Below are 18874 nucleotides of genomic sequence, written 5' to 3' on the forward strand. Positions count from 1 at the left end.
AGACGGCATCGTCGATCTTGTCCTCATCGATCTCCATGAACCCGACGTTACCACGCGAGCCCCATTAAGTCCTGCGGCCCACCTCGGATGGATACAGATGAGCGGTGTTATGCCCTTTCAAAAATATGCATCTATTCCAAATGATCTCAATTTTCGTGAAGCGTTATTGCTTTGGACTCGCAAATTTGTCAGATCCGACACGGGGGCAACGCGCGTTACTCAGCGGACGATTGATGTGTTGCGCGCCAATCCCAGCCTCCTCGACGGACGTGACATAAACGAAGCGATTTTCATGCTATTGTGTCGGCACGCGTTCAATGAATTCGAATTGTCGTCTGAGCAAGGCCATCGAGGTGATGGCGCCATGTCCGGGAAAAGCTGATGTGCTGAGGCGAATAGGCCGTTACGATCGGCAGACCGAGCATGTCGGCGTCCGCCCTCACACGCATGGGAGCATTGTTTACGGAGCAGCGTCGACTAAAATTATCTTATTTGTATTAAATACTTAACTCCGGACTAAGGCGTCATATAACGCCTCCATCGGATGAGAAGTTCGATTCCCTTCCTCTCCGCATTGACTGCTCGGTCCGGCGACGACATGTGTCGGCCGACGCCTGCTCAGGCAAAACACCGATTCCCTTGAAGGCGGGGGCTTGCTCCCTTTGGAGCGTGGAAAATCGGATATCATTTCCGCAACCGGATGGTTTTGACCACTACTAAGTGTTCTTACCAATGAGGTGATCCGCTTCACGTCGGCGACGGAACCCCGATAGCCACCAATTGGTGGTCCTTGGCTGTCTCTCCAATAAACGTCGGCCGATAAGTTCGATCAGCGCGGGCGCCAATGTTGTGCGTTTTATGGTGGTAGCCGTTGCTCGGGCTGAGTAATCCCCATTCCAGTTTCGACACCTTGCTACCTCGGCCTGGTGGAAACGCGAAAGTGCCTGGGCGTCATACCCGTCTGCCTTTTGAAAACTTCGTAGAAACGAGCAGCCGACCCAAACCCGCAATCGTCCGCGATGTCCAAAATCGAGTCATCCGTTTCGGCTAGCCTCTGCATGGCGCGAGCCAACCGATACCGGGTCAAGTACTCCATCACGGATATTCCCAATACGCTGCGAAATGCTCTGCTGGCAGTGGTCGAGTGGACGTTCGCGTGCTTTGCTATCGCCGCCAGTGTCAGCGCTTCACCATATCGCTGACCGATCAAATCAGTTAGGAGTTGGGTGTATCGTATCTCCGAACCCGACAATCTCGGATTGGAGGCCATTGTAGGCCTGTCGAACGTGTGATCGAGAATCAGTCGCCGGACCACGATCGACACTTCATCCTTTACCAGTTGCTGGCGCGCCGAGCCGCCTACCAGCCATTCATCGGCCCAGCGCTGGCGAACGTTGATGGTCCCGCTGGAGGCTCCGGCTTCGTTTACGAACGCACCCTGAAGGACTGCCTGTCTCGACGCCGCGTCGATCGGCAAAGCGAGAAAGTCCACGAGAGGGAGATAGACGCATACCAGCGGAGACTCCGGAGTGACGAAGATGGTCTGGTGCGGGATTGCTGCCCAGAACAGCACCATTCGACCCGCTTCCACATATTCCTGTTTCCCGTTGAACAGGTAGGTCATCGATCCCTCAAGGAGGAGATTGATCTCTATGTGGTCGTGCCAATGGGCAGAGATCATCGTGTCCGCGACGTGGCGCTCAACCGTAAAGTCTCGCGGGGATCCAATCCACTTACCTTCGCTTGCCGTCGATTCGTTGCCCACACATGCTCCGATCCTGGAATTATTTTCCATTTAGCAGGAAGAAATTCTCGGTGGGAAGAGGCAATCAGTTGTCGGTCATCAACTCGGGAGCAACCCCATGCCGAAAATTTGCCTCGTTGGAGCCGGAAGCACCGTCTTCGCTCAAAACATTCTCGGTGACGTCTTATCGACGCCGACTGACCACGACTATGTCATCAGTCTTTTCGATATCAATCCGGAGCGACTGAAAACTTCAGAAATCGTGGCCCGTCGCATCTGCGAGGCCTTGCATCTGAACCGTGTGCGGATCGAAGCGACGCTCAATCGGAGGGAAGCGCTAAAAGATGCGGATTTCGTGATCCTGATGATGCAGGTGGGCGGCTACAAGCCTGCGACCGTGACGGATTTCGATATCCCGAAGCAATACGGTCTGCGTCAGACCATTGCAGACACGCTGGGCATTGGAGGCATTTTCCGGGGCCTTCGCACCATCCCAGTCCTGGACATCATCTGCCGCGACATGCAGGAAGTCTGCCCCGACGCCCTGCTTATGCAATACGTGAACCCGATGGCGATCAATTGCTGGGCAATCAAGGAGATCGCGCCGGAGATCCGCAATGTAGGTCTCTGCCACAGCGTTCAGCACACAGCGGGCCACCTTGCCGAATGCCTGGGAGAAGACATCGGCGAGATCAACTACCTTTCCGCAGGGATCAATCACATTGCGTTCTTCCTGAAGTACGAGAAACTTCATGTCGACGGCCGGCGCGAGGATCTGTATCCCCGGCTAAAGGCGCTTGCCGCAGAGGGCAACGTGCCCGAGGACGACCGAGTGCGGTTCGATGCGCTCAAGAGGCTCGGCTTCTTCGTTACGGAGTCCAGCGAGCACTTTTCGGAATATACGTCCTGGTACATCAAAGATCGACGCCCGGAACTCATCAATGAGCTCAACATCCCGCTCGACGAGTATATCCGCCGATGCGAGGTCCAGATATCCGAGTGGCACGCTCTACGACAGGATCTGGAGGGCGGCAAGCCAATAGACGTCTGCCGGAGCAACGAATATGCTGCTGGCATCATCCATGCTGCGGCGACCGGGAAGCCCGCTCTCATCTACGGCAATGTGCCCAACGCAGGGCTGATTGAAAACCTTCCCCCCGAATGCATCGTCGAGGTGCCGTGCCACGTGGATCGCAACGGAATTCAACCTATCCGGATCGGCCGGATTCCTTCTCAGCTTGCCGCTGTCATGAAGTTGAGCATTTCCGTCCAGGAACTCACGGTCGAGGCCGCTCTCACTGGGAAGCGGGACAGGATTTACCAGGCAGCGCTCCTTGATCCGCACACTTCCGCTGAACTGTCGCCGGACGAGATCTGGCGCATGGTCGATGACCTGATCGAGCGACACGGCGATCTGCTACCCGCCTATCGCTGAAAAGCTCAACATCGGAAGACACACAACGGCGCTCATCCAGCGCCGTTTTTTGTTCGTTAAATCGATCATAAAAAATCAATATTGTGATTGACAGTGAGCGAAATGAGCCGTTATGTGATCACCATTGAATGACGAGAGGAGGTGCTCATGAGTCTGACCAATGGTTTGAAGACCGATCGGCTCGATCTCATACGTAGTCATCTCTATGCGAATGGGTTCTCTAGTATCCAGGATATTGCCGACGCCGTGGGCGCGTCGCTCGCTACGGTTCGACGCGATCTTCAGGTGCTGCAGGAAGCAGGCGCCATCGATCGCGTGCACGGGGGTGCCCGGATCGCGGAAGGTACTTCTGTGGAACTGGCATTCCAGGAGCGCGAAAAGCGGCAGCTGGCCGCCAAGCGCGCGATCGCCGCGCACGCGTATGAGCTCCTGTCCCCCCGAGCGGCGATCTTCCTCGATGCCGGGACGACCGTTCTGCAGTTAGCCAAGCTGATCCGCATCAATCCGATTCCTCTGCGGATATTCACGAACGGTTTGATCGTGGCTCAGGAGTTCATAAACGTTCCAAACCTCGAAGTCGTTCTGGTTGGAGGACAGCTTCGCAGCGAAAACGCGTCCCTCGTGGGTCCGCAAGCCGAAGCCATGCTGGAATCCATCTGGTTCGACCAGCTTTTCCTTGGTGCCAGCGCGATCAGCAACGACGGCGCGATCTACAGCGTCGACAGTGCAGAAGCCAGCGTCAATCGAAAGATGCTGGCTCGGTCAAACAGCAAGTTCGTCCTCACGGACTCGACGAAGTTCGGTACGACTGCGACCTACAAGGTTGCCCCACTCAGCGAGGCAAAGTTGATCACCGACGACGGTCTGTCCAACGAATGGCGCACGCAGCTCGAAAAGGCCGGTGTCGAGACTTTGTTTGCTGATCAGGGGGCGAAGTCTTGAGGCCTGACCTGATTCTCGGCGTTGACGGTGGCGGCACGAAAATGATGCTCGCTCTTGCCGACCGAAACGGCACCTTCCTTCGAACTGGCCTCGGGGGTGGTGTGAACGCCATGGACAATCCCGATTGGCGTGACGAACTCAGTCGATGCCTGGAGCCCTTCCGTCACCAAGAAGGGTTGGTCTCGGTCGCGGCAGCCCTCCCGGTCTTCGGTGAAGTGGCGACGATTTCGCGGCAACTGGACGAGGTCGTCAACCGAGCGTTTCCGAACGCCCGCACTCGCGTCCTGAACGATGTAGATGCGGCACATCTTGGAGCCTTTGCAGGCAGGTCCGGGATACTCCTGCTCTCGGGCACGGGGTCGATGGCTTGGGCGCGAGATCGGGCGGGTGAATCTTTTCGGGTCGGCGGATGGGGCGACATTGTCGGGGATGAGGGCAGCAGCCACTGGATCGGTCGATTGGCACTCAACGCGGTGAGTCAAAGCATCGATCGGCGTTCTGCTCCGACTGCCTTGACCGACGCGATCTTCTCTCACCTCGGCCTGGATCGGAACAATCCTATGGAGTCGCTGAGCTCCTGGGCAACAGCGCACGCTAGACGTTCAAGCATTGCCGCTCTGGCGGCGGTCGTCGATCGCACAGCGGCAGCAGGCGATGATACCGCAATTGCTGTTCTCGAATTGGCTGCGGACCAGCTTGCGAGCCACCACCTTGCGATAGCCGCGCAGTGCGAGCCGGGAGCAAACTGGACCTACGCGGGCGGAACGTTCCGAAGCAGGCTGCTTCTCGATGCACTGGCAAAGCGGATCGGCCGTCCCCCGGTTTGTCCGAGCTTGCCCCCAATCGGCGGAGCTCTTTTCGCTGCCGCCCAACTTCTCGACTGGCCCACAGATGAAGGCTGGATCGAACGCGTCGCAAAATCGGCGAAGGCGGCGTTTGAGCATTGAACCGATGCCGGGTCTAAACATAAGAAGGATGGGAACATGCGTAAGAAATTCTTGTTACTGCTCACTTCGGCCGCGCTGGCCATCGCTCTCCCTGCTGCCGCACAGGACAAGCCCCTAGCGGGTAAGTCCATCACCGTGCTGATGCCATCGCCACAAGGGCCTGACATTGCATCGGCATTCGAAGCGGAGACGGGCATCCATGTCGATTTGCAGACACTCTCGTGGGATGACATCCGACCGAAACTGGTGACGGCCCTCGTCGCAGGCACTGCCCCCGCCGACGTGACGGAATTCGACTGGTCCTGGACGGGCCAGTTCGCAGCTGCCGACTGGTATATGCCCCTGAACGATGTGGTCGACGCTGACACGATCAAAGACATCGGTGTTGCCAAGATCTTTACCGTCGATGGCAAGCTTCTCGGGATCCCATACACCAACGATTTCCGCGTGATGCTGGTCAACAAAAAGCATTTCGCCGACGCAGGGGTCACAGAGATGCCCAAGACTCTCGATCAGCTGGTCGCAGCGGCAAAGAAAATCAAGGAAAAGGGCATCGCCACTTATCCGATCGGCCTACCGCTTTCAGCTACCGAAGGCGCATCGACGAGCTGGTATCTTCTGACGAAGGCCTTCGGCGGCGAGTTGTTCGACAAAGATTTCAATCCGCTCTTCACCAAGCCTGACTCGGCAGGTTACAGGGCGCTCGCATTTGAGCTCATGCTTCTGAAGGAGGGTCTGGTCGATCCTGCGTCTACCGGACTGAAAGATAGCCAGATCAACGAAGGTATCTTCTCACAAGGGCTCACAAGCATCATGATCTCGGGTGAACCCGGTCGCCTTGGCTCGATGAACGATCCGAAGCAGTCGAAGGTTGCCGGACAGGTCGAGGCAATCCTCGTTCCGACGGAAAGCGGAGAAACACGCAGCTTCGGTCTGCCGGAGGCGCTTGCCATTCCGAACGTTTCCCCGAACAAGGACGCGGCAGTGGCCTTCGTCAAGTGGTTCACAAGCCGCGAGTTTCAAAAGAAAAACATGGCGAACGGCTTCCTTCCGACCAGGACGTCTGCATTGAGCGAGCTGAACTCCGAAGGCAAGTTGAACAGCGGTGACGCGTTGATCGCGCAATCGAAGACCGTCGAAGCGCTTTTCCCGCAGGGAACACCTCCGTGGTATCCCCAGTTCTCGAGCGGCGTGAACACCGCGATCAACAGCGTTGCCAAGGGCCAGATGACCGTTGATCAGGCAGTGGAAAGTATCGCTTACGCAACGAAGCAGGCAATGGCGCAATGAGCGCTGTCTCCTATAGCGGGACCGCGGCGAAGAAGGGTGTCGGCCGGAATGCCGACACCGCGCTGGGCGTGCTGTTGGTGTCCCCGATATTCATAACGATGGCGGCCCTCGTCTTCTATCCGATGACGCGGACGATGTGGGACAGCCTCCATCGGATCAACCCGATGAAAGCCGGGACGCCATTCGTCGGACTTGATAATTACACTCGAATGCTGTCCGACGCCCAGCTCGGCAGCACTTGGATGAATACGCTTATCTACGTTGTGCTGGCGGTTGTCGCCGAAACGGTATTTGGCGTCCTGGCCGCATCGTTGATCAACCAAATCAGGGTAGGTCGGCAGTGGGTGCTCGCGGCGGTCATACTACCGTGGGCTCTCCCGGGCGTCGTAAATTCGGTCATCTGGCTCTGGATATACCAGCCGGGCGCAGGCCTCCTGAATGGTATCCTGACATTTTTGGGACTGCCTTTCGAGAACCATGTCTGGTTCAATGACCGCACGAGTGCGATCATTGCCGTCACTGTCGTCCACGTGTGGCGGATGATGCCTTTAACGATCGTGATCGTACTGGCGGCGATGCAAAGTATCCCGGCGCACCTTTACGAAGCAGCCCGTATCGACGGAGCGACACGACCACAGATGTTCGCTCTCGTCACGTTGCCGCTGGTACGAAGCGCGATCGCTGTGTCGATGACCAACGCTACGGTGAATGCATTCAACCTCTTCGACGAGGCGTGGGTCTTAGGCGGATCAAGCCTGGAAACTCGGCCGATCCTTGTTCAGATCTATCTCGAGACATTCCAGAACTTGCGTTTCTCATATGGCATGGCCTTGTCGGTTGTCATCACCTTCGTCTCATTGCTCATCTCGCTCGTCTACGTTCTCCGGGTCTATCGCAACACGAGGTTCGATTGATGAAAACATCGCTCCATCATCGTGTGATGATATGGACGGGCATCGCCGTTCTGCTGGTCTGGTCTCTCGGCCCGATCTACTGGACGGTCGCCAGTTCGGTAACGCCAACGGACGACTTCTCGGTCAGGCCGATCCGTTTCTTCCCGCAGCATTTCACGTTCGACCACTATTCTCGACTTCTCGGCATCAATGTCGACCGTATCGGAGGGGTCGAGGTATGGCGGCAGTTTCGACTGGCGCTTCTAAACAGCGTGATTACTTCGGCGGCCGCCACGCTTCTATGCGTCGCGGTGTCCGCGCTCGGTGCCTATGCGTTCACTCGCATGCGCTTTCCCGGGCGTGACGTTCTCTTCGGACTGGTTGTGGCAACTCTTGCCGTTCCGGCTTACGCCGTTCTGATCCCGCTCTACCAGATCATGATCAAGATGCATCTCGTCGATACCTATGTCGGGGTTGCCCTTATTTACGTGTCTGCCTACCTGCCGCTGTCGCTCTGGCTGTTGCGCAGCGTGTTCGAAGCGTTGCCGCTGGCACTCGAAGAGGCGGCGCAGCTTGATGGGGCAGGGCGCTTGTACATCCTTTTCAAGATCGTACTCCCCCTTGCAGGCCCCGGTCTGACGGCAGCAGCGATCCTGACGTTTCTAGGGGCCTGGGGGCAGTACCTCGTGCCGCTCATTTTCTCGCCTCAGGCGACCAAGCCGTTGACGGTATTGATCCCTGAGTTCGTCACCAAGAACTTCATCGACTACGGGCTGATCACGGCCAGCGGTTCCATCGCGATCGTTATCCCGGCCTTGGTCGTCATCTTTCTCAACCGATATCTGGTCAGCGGATTGCTGGCAGGCTCGGTCAAGTAATCGGAGCTAAAATGAACACCACCGAAAAAGTCATCCGCGAGCAGTTTCCATTTTGGGAAAAGGCGCGGGGTGCGAACAGTGCGACTGCCAGACAGGACGTCCTCGTTTACGTGGGATGCGGAACTTCCTACTACCTCGCCATGTCGCTTGCCGCCTACGCGAACCGCGCCGGCCGCCGAGCTATCGCGGTTCCCGGTGCCGAATGGCTCAACCGACCCTCCTACTTTTGGTCCGACTGGAAGAACACCCATGTCGTTGCGATCTCTCGCAGCGGTGAAACGACCGAAACCGTTGCCGCCGCGAAAAACAGCCGGGAAAACGGCGCCTTCGTGACGGCACTCACCGTCGAGGCGGACAGTACGCTTGCCAAGAACAGCGATTCGGTTGTCACATCGCCGACGCATGCAGAGGAAGGTATCGTCATGACCGCCTCCGCGAGCTTGATGCTCTTGCTCGGTCTGCAGATGGTAGGCTCCGAAATCCCCGCATCGATCGTCGCTTCTGCCCAAACTCTTGCAGAGAAGCTGGATGAAGTCCTCGACTATGAAGTTCTGGACCGCGGCCATTTTGTCTTCCTCGGTGGCGGCCCCTTGTTCGGTATCGCTTCGGAGGGCGCGCTGAAGCTTTTGGAAATGAGCCAGGTTATGACGCAACCGTTTCATCCCCTCGAGTACAGACATGGCCCGATCAGCCTCGTCGACGCCAAGACGGCAGCCGTCATGCTCTACAGCACCGATCAGAAGGATGCGGAAATGAAGCTTGTCGAGGAGCTGCGCGAAAAGGGTGCCTTCGTGATCGGGATCGGCGGTCCGGGCGATATCGAACTCGCGGTCGACTTCGATCTGTCGCTTGCGGGCCTGGCTCTCCTGCCTGCGCTTCAGATCCTCGGAGAGCGGGTCGCGCGGTCCCGCGGCATCGACACCGTCCAGCCAAGGCACCTCACGAAGGTTGTGAAGCTGGCATGAGCGAGATCGTCGACCAGAACCGGAAAATCGCATTCTCCAAGCTTTTCGGCGAACGGAAGCGAGAGTTGCCACGCGGCATCGTTTCCGTTTGCTCCGCACACCCGCTCGTCGTCGAGGCCGCGCTACGGCGCGCCTCTGACGAGGGCAGCGTTGCCTTGATCGAGGCCACCTGCAATCAGGTCAACCAGGAAGGCGGCTACACGGGGATGACACCGGCGGCTTTCCGCAGGTTTATCGAGAGGATAGCCGAAAAGGTCGGCTTCCGTCCAGAAAACATAATTTTCGGCGGCGATCATCTCGGACCCAACCCGTGGAGGAAGCTCGCCGCCGAAGAAGCGATGTCGCGGGCTGCGAAGATGGTGGAAGCCTATGTCGAGGCGGGCTTCGAAAAGTTGCACCTCGACACCTCAATGGGATGCGCCGGGGAAGCAGCGGCTTTGCCTGATGAACTGACCGCCGAGCGGGCGGCACGGCTTGCGAAAGCAGCGGAGGACGCAGCGCGACGCGCCGGCCGCCGACCGCCTGTCTATATCATCGGAACCGAAGTTCCGCCTCCCGGCGGCGCGACACATGCGATCGAGGAACTCGAAGTGACGAGGTCAGAAGCTGCGGCGAAGACGCTGGCTGTGCACGCGGCCGCATTCGACGAGGCGGCCGTCTCGGAGGCAATGGACCGGGTCATAGGGGTCGTCGTTCAGCCCGGTGTCGAGTTCGGAAATGCGAACGTGGTCTTGTATAAACCTGAAAAGGCCCGCGAACTTGCATCCAGACTCAATCGTATGCCGGGTTTGCTATTCGAGGCCCATTCTACGGATTATCAGACCGCTGAGGGACTTTCCTCTCTCGTCGATGACGGATTTGCGATCCTGAAAGTCGGACCCGGTCTGACCTTCGCACTGCGGGAAGCGTTTTACGCTCTTGATGCGATCCGAGCCATTCTCTTGCCGGAACGTACCGCAGGCAATTTGCCAGCAGAAATGGAAGCGATCATGGTAGGCCAGCCGCAGCATTGGTCGGGCCATTATCATGGCTCCAGCGATGAGATGCGATTGCAACGGCACTTCAGCTACAGCGACCGCATTCGCTATTACTGGCCAGAGAGCGAGGCACTGCGCGCGGTGGAAAGCTTGTTTGCAGAGCTTCCCGATACAATCCCTGAAACCCTCATAAGCCAGCACCTGGCTCGTGTTTACCCAGACGTTGTAGCGGGACGGGTACCGCCGCGAGCGAGGGATCTCTGCTTCGCAGCGATCGACAGCGCGTTAGCGCCCTATTCGGTGGCAACGGCCACTACTCGTCAGTTGCGATAAGCGCAGCCCTCGCCGCAAAAGCGTTCAAACCGGAGATACCCATGGCGTCAGTCAGCGTCGCGAATGCTCGCAAGAGTTATGGCCACCACGAGATCCTTCACGGGGTCGACATTGATATCCAGGACGGCGAATTTGTCATCCTCGTCGGCCCGTCGGGGTGCGGGAAATCCACGCTTCTGCGGATGATTGCTGGGCTCGAAGAGATTTCCGATGGGCGAATCTCCATCGCAGGTCGCGTCGTCAACGACGTAGCGCCAAAGGAAAGGGACATTGCGATGGTGTTCCAGTCATATGCTCTTTATCCTCATATGACCGTCGAGGAGAACATGGGGTTCTCGCTCAGACTGGCAAAAGCTCCTAAAGACCAGATCAAGGCGCGCGTTCGAGAAGCAGCCCAGATATTGAGCCTCGAGCATCTTCTCGAACGCCATCCCCGCAACCTGTCAGGAGGACAGCGCCAGCGCGTCGCGATGGGTCGAGCTATCGTTCGCAATCCGCAAGTGTTCCTTTTCGACGAGCCGCTTTCCAATCTCGATGCGAAGCTACGCGTGCAGATGCGCTCGGAAATAAAACAGCTGCACCAGCGGTTGAGGACGACCACGATCTACGTGACGCACGATCAGATCGAGGCGATGACCATGGCCGATAAGATCGTTGTGATGCGTGATGGCTACGTGGAGCAGATCGGTTCGCCCCTCGACCTCTACGACCGCCCGGAGAACCTTTTCGTCGCTGGGTTCATCGGCTCACCCGGAATGAACTTCATCAAGGGCAAGAGCATAGGGGGCAGCTTTGTTTCAAACGATGATGTCACACTTCCGTTGCCTCCGGGGATTTCGGTTCATGATAGCCACGAGATCACTTATGGCATACGACCCGAGCACCTTGGCGTGGAGGGCGACGGCTTGAACGGCGAGGTCGTGCTTGTCGAACCGACCGGTGCCGAGACGCAAGTGACCGTGAAAGTCGGACCTGACCAGATGATTGCAAGTGTTAGGGAACGCCTTGACCTTAGAGCCGGCGATCATATCAAATTGTCGCCCAATCTCGCGAAGGTGCATTTGTTCGACTCGGTGAGTGGAACGCGGCTTACGTCGTAAATGTATCCGCTTGCCGGCTATGGGAGATCATATTGAATAAGATCCTAGTTATCGGAGAAGTCCTCGTCGAGATCGTCGCGCTCGAAAAAGGCTATGGCTTCCGATCTCCCATGAACCTAGTCGGCCCGTTCCCGTCCGGTGCGCCAGCGATTTTTCATCGACCGAGCCGCAAAACGGTTCTGTCGCAAACAGGTAGCGAACCGACCGCCGGCATTGGGATCCGTGATTTTCTGCCCTGTTTCCTTGCAAACCGTGTCTTGGTGAGGCGAAGGGTATCCAACTCTTCGGGTCCGAAAACGGTATTGCCAAGTTGTTTGAGGCTGGTCGCGTGCCATTACGGGGCGGCTATTTTACGCCGCCATTCAGCGGTGTACTCGGCCCACAGGCCGAATGCGTCAATCCGCGCATGGCGGTATGAAATGGCGGTAAGACTGTCGCGGCGAGGGCGAAAGATCGTATTGATTTGGTTATGGGCTGACAGGAAGCGTTGCGCCTGACGAGGCGATTTGAACCGCCCCATGATCTTCTCGCGTTTTCGGGTCAACCGGTGCGAGTTTTCAATTCTGTTGTTCAGACCCCGGCGCCCGATGATCGGCATCCGGCGCCAGGGTCTGTATAAGCTTGACGTAGCTGCCAGGCTTGTCCGTCACGACGACGCGCGGCTCGCCAAATTGCCCCTGACCAGTCCGGAGAAGAAACGCTTGGCCGCCTTGGTGTTGCGGCGCCGCTGAACCAAGATGTCGAGCACATCGCCATCAGCATCGATCGCCCGCCAGAGCCAGAACTTCTGTCCGCGATTGCAATGACGGCCTCATCCATATGCTACTTGTCATTTGGCTTGGGGCGATCCCTGCGAATGCAGGTGGCAAAATGGCGGTCAAAGCGATTAATCCATAATCGAACAGTTTCCCGGCTGACGATCACACCGCGTTCAGCAAGCAGGTCTTCCACATCCGCCGTGCTCAGCGAAAACCGGTAATAGGCCCCCACCGCATAAGCAACAATCTCACGCGGAAAGCGAGACCCCTTCAACCGGGGAAAAAGGCGCGGCAATTTCATTGCGCCTCGATACCTGACACGCCAGCCTCAAACAACTTGGCAGTACCGTTCCGGCAGGTGATGAGCCGGCTTCCGCCGGAATTCCCCTCAGATCGGCTCGCGAGAATAGCGCGGCTTTCCGCCGGGCTTGATCTGTGGAGGCCCGCAAACTGGTTTGCAGCTCTGGCTTTGCGGCCGCTCTGATCAGTGGAAAGTCGAGCGCTCGATGACTGGGCGCTCATGTCAAACCCCAATTGAAGAGGGAATATGTATGCGTAGAAGCTTCATATCGACTGCGGACGTGGTGGATATCCTGTCCATCCAAAGGGTTTTGAGCCGGGTTGGATCGTATGCCGATCAAAAGCGATGGGAAGATCACCGCCAACTTTTTTCGGATGAGGTGGTCATTGATTTCGGAGGTGTCAAACCGTCGCAGATCATTAGCTCCGATAATCTGATGAAATGGAACAAGGCGTCCTGTAAGGGCGTGAAGACCCAACACATGTTCACAAACCAGGATGTGGAGATTATGGGCGATACCGCGACAGCTACCTCAATCTGTGCAACATATGCTGCAGCTAGCAGAGCTTGACGATTATCTTGTCTGGGATCTGTCCCTTAAGTTCGAAATGCAGATGTAAATAATACGCCTGTCCATCGCCGCCGCGACTTATGCTCCTACGCCGCTGCGTTTGATGTTTGAGCTCCATTGGTGATAGGTTCACAGCTATCCAGCTGGAGCATCACCGACTTCTACCCTGCTGATGCTCGTTCGACGTAACGCAAAATTCTGGTGACAGTTGACCGACTAACACCTGCCTCTCGGACGATACAATCCGTTGACTTACCTTCGGCCTTCAGCCGCAATACGTCGTCGGATTTGTGTCTCATGGCGGAAGCTGACGAATCACGTGCCACCCGCGTGCCGAGGGAGAGGGAGACTGTATTTTCGATCGCTGAGGTTTCGTAATCCTCGGTCTTAACGGGCGCCATAACACGCTCCTTTGCAATCATTGGACTGTCAGAATTAATGACGCCGATGTTGCTGCGAGTAAATTCAGATCTTAGGAGTATCTGATGCAAGCTTTATTCGGTACGGACGCTGAGGCGCGCATACCGGCCTCGTTGCAATACTAGTGAACCGCGTACAAAATAACTTACTCTGGAACCGACGCCATTTGAAATGCCGTCTTTTATAAGTAGGCCCAGTTGTCTTCCCTTCTTGTTGCATTCGGTCAGAATGACTCTGCACTAAGTGGTTATCGCGTGGCCGTGCTGACATGCAGATGATCGTTATCAGATGGAGGCTTTCGCCGCACAGCGTAGACTCTGCCGAATAGAAGTGCTGCAGGAGGATCAGCGGCGTTCCTGCATCTGGGCCGAGGCGGCGCTAAGCGAAGCGGATGCGTCCAGCTTCGAGATATTTCGTGGGCGCAGCCTCCAAGGAAACGATCATTTCAATTCCTTTCGATTGCCGTGAGGATTGGTAGCGGGCGGCCACTGCGCGCCGCGAAAGGGTCGGAGCCATGGAAAGACGAGCGTCCTGCATGGCGGTCCAAGGTGCGTCGTCGGGAAGCGGAGGAATGGTCACAGGCTCGCGGCGGTCGAAGCCGACAAGCGCAGCGTCCACAAGATCCTCCACCTCCATCAGCATCGATTGGGAAAGAGTTGATGTCCTTGCCCGACCGCTCCCAGAGTTCCGTCCGTGTCGCGCCGGGGAGGACGGCTTGCATGTAGAGACCTTGACTGGAGTAGTGCGCCGTCATCGATTGGCTGAGGTTCAGCAGGAACGACTTCGAGCCGCTGTAGATGCCGTCATAGCGTTCCGGGGCGAGGGCCAGCACGGAAGAGATATTGATCACTGCCCCTTGGCCCATCTTGGCGAAGGCCTTGACGTGCATTCCACTCATTTGCACAGCTTCGTTGACAGATACAAACCGCTGTCAACGCATCTTACAGCCGGAATTGAAAATCGCGTGCCGGATGCCGTAAAGCACGACGTCCGGAAACGCGAAGAGCAAATCAAGCGTTGAAGCCGGCGTCTACACTGAGAACCGCACCGGTGATCAGACCAGCAGCCGGACCCGCCAGAAACGCCACCACGCTCGCGACTTCACGGGCTCGCCAAACCGGCCGAGCGATGTGAGGCTGCGCTCCACCTGATCAAGCCCCTCTTAGAACATGCCGTTGGAATTGGCTGCCTGCTCGGGGATCGGCTGAAGAATGTCCCAATGTTCAACCACCTTGCCCCTTTCAATACGAAATATATCGACGCCGGCAGTTCCGCGGTCCTCTTTGTTCAAATAGGCGCAAAAGTGTATTGCAACGAGATCGCCGTCGGCAATCGTGCGTTTGATTTCGATTTTGAAATCCGGAAACTGCTGGTGAAAACCTTTAACAAAGCCGACAAAGCCTTCAGGGCCGTCGGCCACCTGGGGATTGTGCTGTATATAGGTTGAACCGACGTGGGCGCTAATAGCCGAAACCGGATCCTTTTCAATGAAGGCGCGGCGATGAAAATCCAAGGCGATATCCTTGTCGGACTGTATTCTCTCACTCATCTGTAGCTTCCTATTGACGACTAACTTTTTTGCGGGTTTCAACGCGAGGCCTCACGCCGGTCTTGGAGTAAACATGCCTGCATACATGCCGTTATCGACAACCAAGACATGACCGTTGATCGAGCGGGCAGCGCCAGATGACAGAAACAACAATGCACTAGCGACATCTTGCGCCGTGGCAATACGGCCGGTCGGGGAAACTGCCCGGAATTCGTCGCGCGAAATTCCATAGGCATCGATTGCTTCCTGCAGCATTGGCGTGTCGACGGGGCCCGGGCTCACGCAATTGCAATTGATGCCGTCGCGGCTGACCTCCATTGCCATCGCCTTGCAAAGATTGATGACGGCGGCCTTGCTGGTCGAATAGGCAAGGGCGTTGGCCATGCCGTACATGCCGGCAAGCGCGGTGGTAAAGAGGATTGCACCGCCGCCGTGCTGGCGCATGATGGGAATGGCGAGGCGCGACAGGCGAAAGGCACCGAGGAAGTTCACCTCCCAGACCGCGCGCAATTGCTCTTCCTCCAAGGTCTCTACACCGCCGGAAGTCCCGAAACCTGCGTTATTGATCAGGACATCGACGGTCCCGAACCGGCTGGTCGCCTCCGCTATGATCTTCCGGCTCAGTTCGGCGTTGCCAAGATCGCCGGACAGGCCGAAAGCCTCCGCGCCCAGCGTGCGGCATTGCGAGACAATGGGATCTAACGACGCGCGTCCACTCAGGATGAGCCGCGCCCCCTTCTCGGCAAAGGCCAGAGCAGTGGCGAAACCAATTCCTGATGTTGCGCCGGTTACAATGACGACCTTGCCGTCGAAATCCTCAACCATTGCGGTCCTCCATGCGGCTTGCGGGCACCAGAATGATTTTGCCTCCGCCGTTTCGCTCCTCCATCAGGCGATGGGCCTCCGCGGCCTTGGCAAACGGCAGCACCTTTGCCGGTGCGAGGTCGAGACGCCCGCTTTTGAACAGCGGTTCGAAGCTCTTCAAGGCCGCAACCACGACTTCCGGCTGTCTTCTGTAGTAGTCGCCCAGAAAGAAGCCGGTGACACGCAGATTGCCTTCCAGCAATTTCGTTACGTTGATCGGGTTGGGCGTCGGCGCGGCATGGCCGTAGACCACCGCGCGGCCGTTCGGCGCGAGGCAATCGAATGCGCCTTCCAGGATCCGTCCCGAGGTCGCATCCATGACGAGATCGACGCCATGGCCGTCATTGGCGGCGCGCACGGCGTCCGTCCAGTCCGGCTTAGAATAGTCGATGACGGCGTCTGCGCCACCGGCCATCGCCAGTCCGGCTTTGCTTTCATTGCCGACGCCGGCGATGATCCGCCTGGCACCGAGTGCCTTGGCAATCCTCACGATCAGGGAGCCGACGCCCCCGGTGGCACCCTGCACGAAGACCGTGTCGTTGGGTGTCAACATTCCAGAGTCCGTGAGGGCCAGAAATGCCGTCAGGCCCTGAATGGGAAGCATCGCCGCCTGTTCGGGCGAAAGCCCGTCGGGCCATGGCATCAGGCTTGCTGCGTCGACGGTCATGTAGTCGGCGTAAGCGCCCCCGGTGATATTGGCGCCGATGACGCGCTCGCCGATCCGCGCGCTGTCCACACCGTCGCCGCAACTTTCGACGACACCGGCAAATTCGCAGCCCGGATTGAAGGGCAGCGGGGTGGGCACGGGATAATGGTCGCCACGCCGCCGGACCAGATCGGCAAAATTGACGCCGGCTGCGAGAACGCGGACTACCACCTCATCCGCTTTCGGCTGAGGACGCGCCAGGGTTTCCACCTTCAGAACATCCGGGCCGCCGGTCTGGTGAAAACGGACCGACAGCATTGTTTGCGACGGGCTCATTTGGATACTCCCTGGGTACGTTTGAACGGCAGGCGCAACAGGAACCAGATCAATCGTGGCGTCAGCAGCCGCAAAGCCAGTCGTGCCTGTTCGGGCGTGATGACGGCAGACATGGGCATGGCGCCAAAGATCTTGCCTTTGATCAGCAGGTCTGCGCCCTCTTCCTCAATCGAGCTTATCGTCATGAGTTCGGTTTTGTCTGTTGTGAAGATTTTCATGCCGCGCTCACCTTGTCGAAATCGAGCCCCATTGCCTCAAACGCCTTCATCGCGGCGGCTCTGCCGGCGCCGAAGACGCCGCCGCCGGGATGCATGAACGGACCGACGAGGAACAGGCGCTCAATGCCGGGAACCGTCAGGCCACCGAGGTCGGGTGTCGGGCGGTGGGAGCCGAATTGATAGGAGTAGGGCGCGATGCCGTGAATGTCGCCCTTCTGGAAGCTTTCTGAATCGCGTTCCAGATCGAGCGGACTGTAAACCGCACGGGCGATGAAGTTGTCCTTGCCGAGATTGGTGATGAATGTGCCGGCTTTTTCGCAAAGCCAGTCGGCATACTCTTCCTTGTAGCTGTCCCAGCGCGCGGCACCGCCATCCTTGAGGTCATAGGGCGCATAGCTGAACATCAGGAATGTCGCGTTGCCCGCAGGTGCTCTCGTGGGATCGACATTGGACGGGCAATTGGCGCCGAAAAGCGGCCTTTCAGGCAGCATGCCGTAACGCAGTTCATCAAAGGACCGCCGCAAATGTTCGAGCCGGGTCGGAAGCAGCTCCGTGATGATCGTGCCGTTCACATGGCCACCAGCCGCAAACTTCGCAGGCTCCTTCAGCGCGCCATGAACGACAAACGCGCTGAATGCTGCCGGCCGGGTTTTGCGGGCGGCCTTGTCGACGTAGGGATCGAGGTTGTCGATATAGGCATGCAGACGGTGGGGGTGGAGTGCGCCGATGATGCAATCCCTTGCGAAATATTCGCCGGCCGCGGTCCGGACGCCAACGGCGCGGTCACCCTTGACCAGCACCTTTTCGACCCTGGTTTCGGTCAGGATGGTGCCGCCATGATCGCGCAGCTGGGCAACGAGTGCGTCTGTCAGCGCACCGCTGCCGCCCTTGGCGACGCCAATGCCGTAGCGCTCGAGAAAGGCGACGAACATGAACAACCCGATGCCTGTGCCCATCTCGTCCGGGAGCTGAAGGTTTTCCGTCACCAGCTTGAGCAAATGCACCCGGACATAGTCGTTCTCGAAATACTCGGTGATGATGTCGAGGGCGCTTTTCTGCATGATCATCAGAATTTCACGGCCCTCCCGGCTCTGGTCGAGCATGGCGCTCATGGCGCCGTTGGGAATCGGGGGTGAGTAGAGACCCGACAAAAGCATGGGGAGAATGCGGTCGCCCAATTCGGCAAGCTTCAGAAACGAGTCTGCGTCCGCTTTGGAGAAGTGTGCGATCGCCGCATAATTCTTCGATCGGTCCGTATAAAGCGACAGCGTCTCCCCGTCGTCGAAGACGGAAATATGCGGCGGATCGGGATAGATGTATTCAAGGCCGTAACGGGATTTCAGTCCGAGTTCGTCCCTGGCAAGGACGGGATTGGCCTGGATGAAGATATGGGCTGTGCTGTGCTGATCGTGCCAGAAACCTGGTGCGGTCAATTCGCGCGTGACAACACCGCCTCCCAGCCACGGCTGGCTTTCGAGGACAAGAACGCTCTTGCCGGCTTTCGCAAGATAGGCGGCGGCGATCAGTCCGTTATGTCCCGAACCAATGGCGATGACGTCGTACGTTGTGGATGTACTCACGATTTCCTCCCGAAATCCCTGTGTCCGACGCGAAGCGCTCCAGCCGCTTCACGTCATCACATTTGTCTCCTAGAAGGTTGTATCAACGACCAGAGCATTTGCAAAAATGATTTCTTTTATGTATTAC

At 57.6% G+C, this 18874-nt stretch carries 19 protein-coding genes and 3 pseudogenes; 11 read left to right on the forward strand and 11 right to left on the reverse strand.

Going from position 1 to position 18874, the window contains the following annotated elements; genetic code table 11:
- The coding region (locus tag FHT29_RS33405; protein WP_210255637.1) for a hypothetical protein at positions 1-382 on the forward strand (382 nt) is incomplete at its 5' end.
- Between the two features lie 531 nt (positions 383-913).
- Here FHT29_RS33405 and FHT29_RS33410 read toward each other — a convergent pair.
- Positions 914-1765: a helix-turn-helix domain-containing protein gene (locus FHT29_RS33410; RefSeq protein WP_348644920.1), complete on the reverse strand. Its 852-nt coding sequence runs from the start codon at positions 1763-1765 to the stop codon at positions 914-916.
- A 97-nt stretch (positions 1766-1862) separates the two neighbouring features.
- Here FHT29_RS33410 and FHT29_RS33415 point away from each other — a divergent pair, with 97 nt between their 5' ends.
- The 10 genes and pseudogenes from FHT29_RS33415 to FHT29_RS34865 all read left to right on the forward strand — a co-directional run.
- Entirely contained in the window at positions 1863-3179 is a 1317-nt protein-coding gene (locus FHT29_RS33415; RefSeq protein WP_168601132.1) for an alpha-glucosidase/alpha-galactosidase, read from the forward strand.
- A 147-nt stretch (positions 3180-3326) separates the two neighbouring features.
- Positions 3327-4121 (forward strand): DeoR/GlpR family DNA-binding transcription regulator, encoded by a 795-nt coding sequence (locus FHT29_RS33420; RefSeq protein WP_168601133.1) that lies wholly within the window; start codon positions 3327-3329, stop codon positions 4119-4121.
- Positions 4118-5068, forward strand: a complete 951-nt coding sequence (locus tag FHT29_RS33425) for a BadF/BadG/BcrA/BcrD ATPase family protein (RefSeq protein ID WP_168601134.1) — start codon at positions 4118-4120, stop codon at positions 5066-5068. The genes FHT29_RS33420 and FHT29_RS33425 overlap by 4 nt, the downstream gene beginning before the upstream one ends.
- Positions 5069-5104: 36 nt before the next feature.
- The gene (locus tag FHT29_RS33430; RefSeq protein ID WP_092576079.1) at positions 5105-6358 is read left to right on the forward strand and encodes a sugar ABC transporter substrate-binding protein; all 1254 of its coding nucleotides are present in this window, start codon (positions 5105-5107) and stop codon (positions 6356-6358) included.
- Complete coding sequence (locus FHT29_RS33435; protein ID WP_168601135.1) at positions 6355-7272, forward strand: sugar ABC transporter permease; 918 nt, start codon at positions 6355-6357, stop codon at positions 7270-7272. Before FHT29_RS33430 ends, FHT29_RS33435 begins: the two co-directional genes overlap by 4 nt.
- Positions 7272-8129, forward strand: a complete 858-nt coding sequence (locus FHT29_RS33440; protein WP_168601136.1) for a carbohydrate ABC transporter permease — start codon at positions 7272-7274, stop codon at positions 8127-8129. The genes FHT29_RS33435 and FHT29_RS33440 overlap by 1 nt, the downstream gene beginning before the upstream one ends.
- An 11-nt stretch (positions 8130-8140) precedes the next feature.
- On the forward strand, positions 8141-9094 hold the full coding sequence (locus FHT29_RS33445) for an SIS domain-containing protein (protein WP_047555785.1): 954 nt from the start codon (positions 8141-8143) through the stop codon (positions 9092-9094).
- The gene (locus tag FHT29_RS33450; protein WP_168601137.1) at positions 9091-10404 is read left to right on the forward strand and encodes a D-tagatose-bisphosphate aldolase, class II, non-catalytic subunit; all 1314 of its coding nucleotides are present in this window, start codon (positions 9091-9093) and stop codon (positions 10402-10404) included. The genes FHT29_RS33445 and FHT29_RS33450 overlap by 4 nt, the downstream gene beginning before the upstream one ends.
- A 41-nt stretch (positions 10405-10445) precedes the next feature.
- Complete coding sequence (gene ugpC, locus FHT29_RS33455; protein ID WP_168601138.1) at positions 10446-11504, forward strand: sn-glycerol-3-phosphate ABC transporter ATP-binding protein UgpC; 1059 nt, start codon at positions 10446-10448, stop codon at positions 11502-11504.
- Between the two features lie 32 nt (positions 11505-11536).
- Positions 11537-11659 (forward strand): annotated as a pseudogene (locus FHT29_RS34865) (sugar kinase); the annotation flags it as partial.
- A 179-nt stretch (positions 11660-11838) separates the two neighbouring features.
- On the opposite strand, the pseudogene FHT29_RS34870 reads toward FHT29_RS34865, so the two are convergent.
- The 10 genes and pseudogenes from FHT29_RS34870 to FHT29_RS33500 form a co-directional block, all read right to left on the reverse strand.
- Positions 11839-12252: pseudogene (locus FHT29_RS34870) on the reverse strand (DDE-type integrase/transposase/recombinase).
- 74 nt (positions 12253-12326) lie between these two features.
- Positions 12327-12563, reverse strand: a complete 237-nt coding sequence (locus tag FHT29_RS34875) for a hypothetical protein (RefSeq protein WP_246703214.1) — start codon at positions 12561-12563, stop codon at positions 12327-12329.
- A 1369-nt stretch (positions 12564-13932) separates the two neighbouring features.
- Positions 13933-14172: a hypothetical protein gene (locus FHT29_RS35135; protein WP_246704818.1), complete on the reverse strand. Its 240-nt coding sequence runs from the start codon at positions 14170-14172 to the stop codon at positions 13933-13935.
- Between the two features lie 103 nt (positions 14173-14275).
- Positions 14276-14452: pseudogene (locus FHT29_RS35140) on the reverse strand (SDR family NAD(P)-dependent oxidoreductase); the annotation flags it as partial.
- Between the two features lie 112 nt (positions 14453-14564).
- Complete coding sequence (locus tag FHT29_RS35145) at positions 14565-14645, reverse strand: hypothetical protein (RefSeq protein ID WP_348644922.1); 81 nt, start codon at positions 14643-14645, stop codon at positions 14565-14567.
- A 71-nt stretch (positions 14646-14716) separates the two neighbouring features.
- Positions 14717-15103: an ester cyclase gene (locus FHT29_RS33480; protein WP_168601139.1), complete on the reverse strand. Its 387-nt coding sequence runs from the start codon at positions 15101-15103 to the stop codon at positions 14717-14719.
- A 51-nt stretch (positions 15104-15154) separates the two neighbouring features.
- Positions 15155-15928: an SDR family oxidoreductase gene (locus FHT29_RS33485; RefSeq protein ID WP_168596060.1), complete on the reverse strand. Its 774-nt coding sequence runs from the start codon at positions 15926-15928 to the stop codon at positions 15155-15157.
- Positions 15921-16949: an NADPH:quinone oxidoreductase family protein gene (locus tag FHT29_RS33490; RefSeq protein WP_168601140.1), complete on the reverse strand. Its 1029-nt coding sequence runs from the start codon at positions 16947-16949 to the stop codon at positions 15921-15923. Before FHT29_RS33490 ends, FHT29_RS33485 begins: the two co-directional genes overlap by 8 nt.
- On the reverse strand, positions 16946-17167 hold the full coding sequence (locus FHT29_RS33495) for a hypothetical protein (protein WP_168601141.1): 222 nt from the start codon (positions 17165-17167) through the stop codon (positions 16946-16948). Before FHT29_RS33495 ends, FHT29_RS33490 begins: the two co-directional genes overlap by 4 nt.
- Positions 17164-18747 carry an NAD(P)/FAD-dependent oxidoreductase gene (locus tag FHT29_RS33500; RefSeq protein ID WP_168601142.1) on the reverse strand — a complete coding sequence of 528 codons (1584 nt, stop codon included), beginning with the start codon at positions 18745-18747 and terminating at the stop codon, positions 17164-17166. The genes FHT29_RS33495 and FHT29_RS33500 overlap by 4 nt, the downstream gene beginning before the upstream one ends.
- Positions 18748-18874: the final 127 nt, after the last annotated feature.

It is taken from the genome of Rhizobium sp. SG741, from assembly GCF_012275435.1.
Classification (GTDB): domain Bacteria; phylum Pseudomonadota; class Alphaproteobacteria; order Rhizobiales; family Rhizobiaceae; genus Rhizobium; species Rhizobium lusitanum.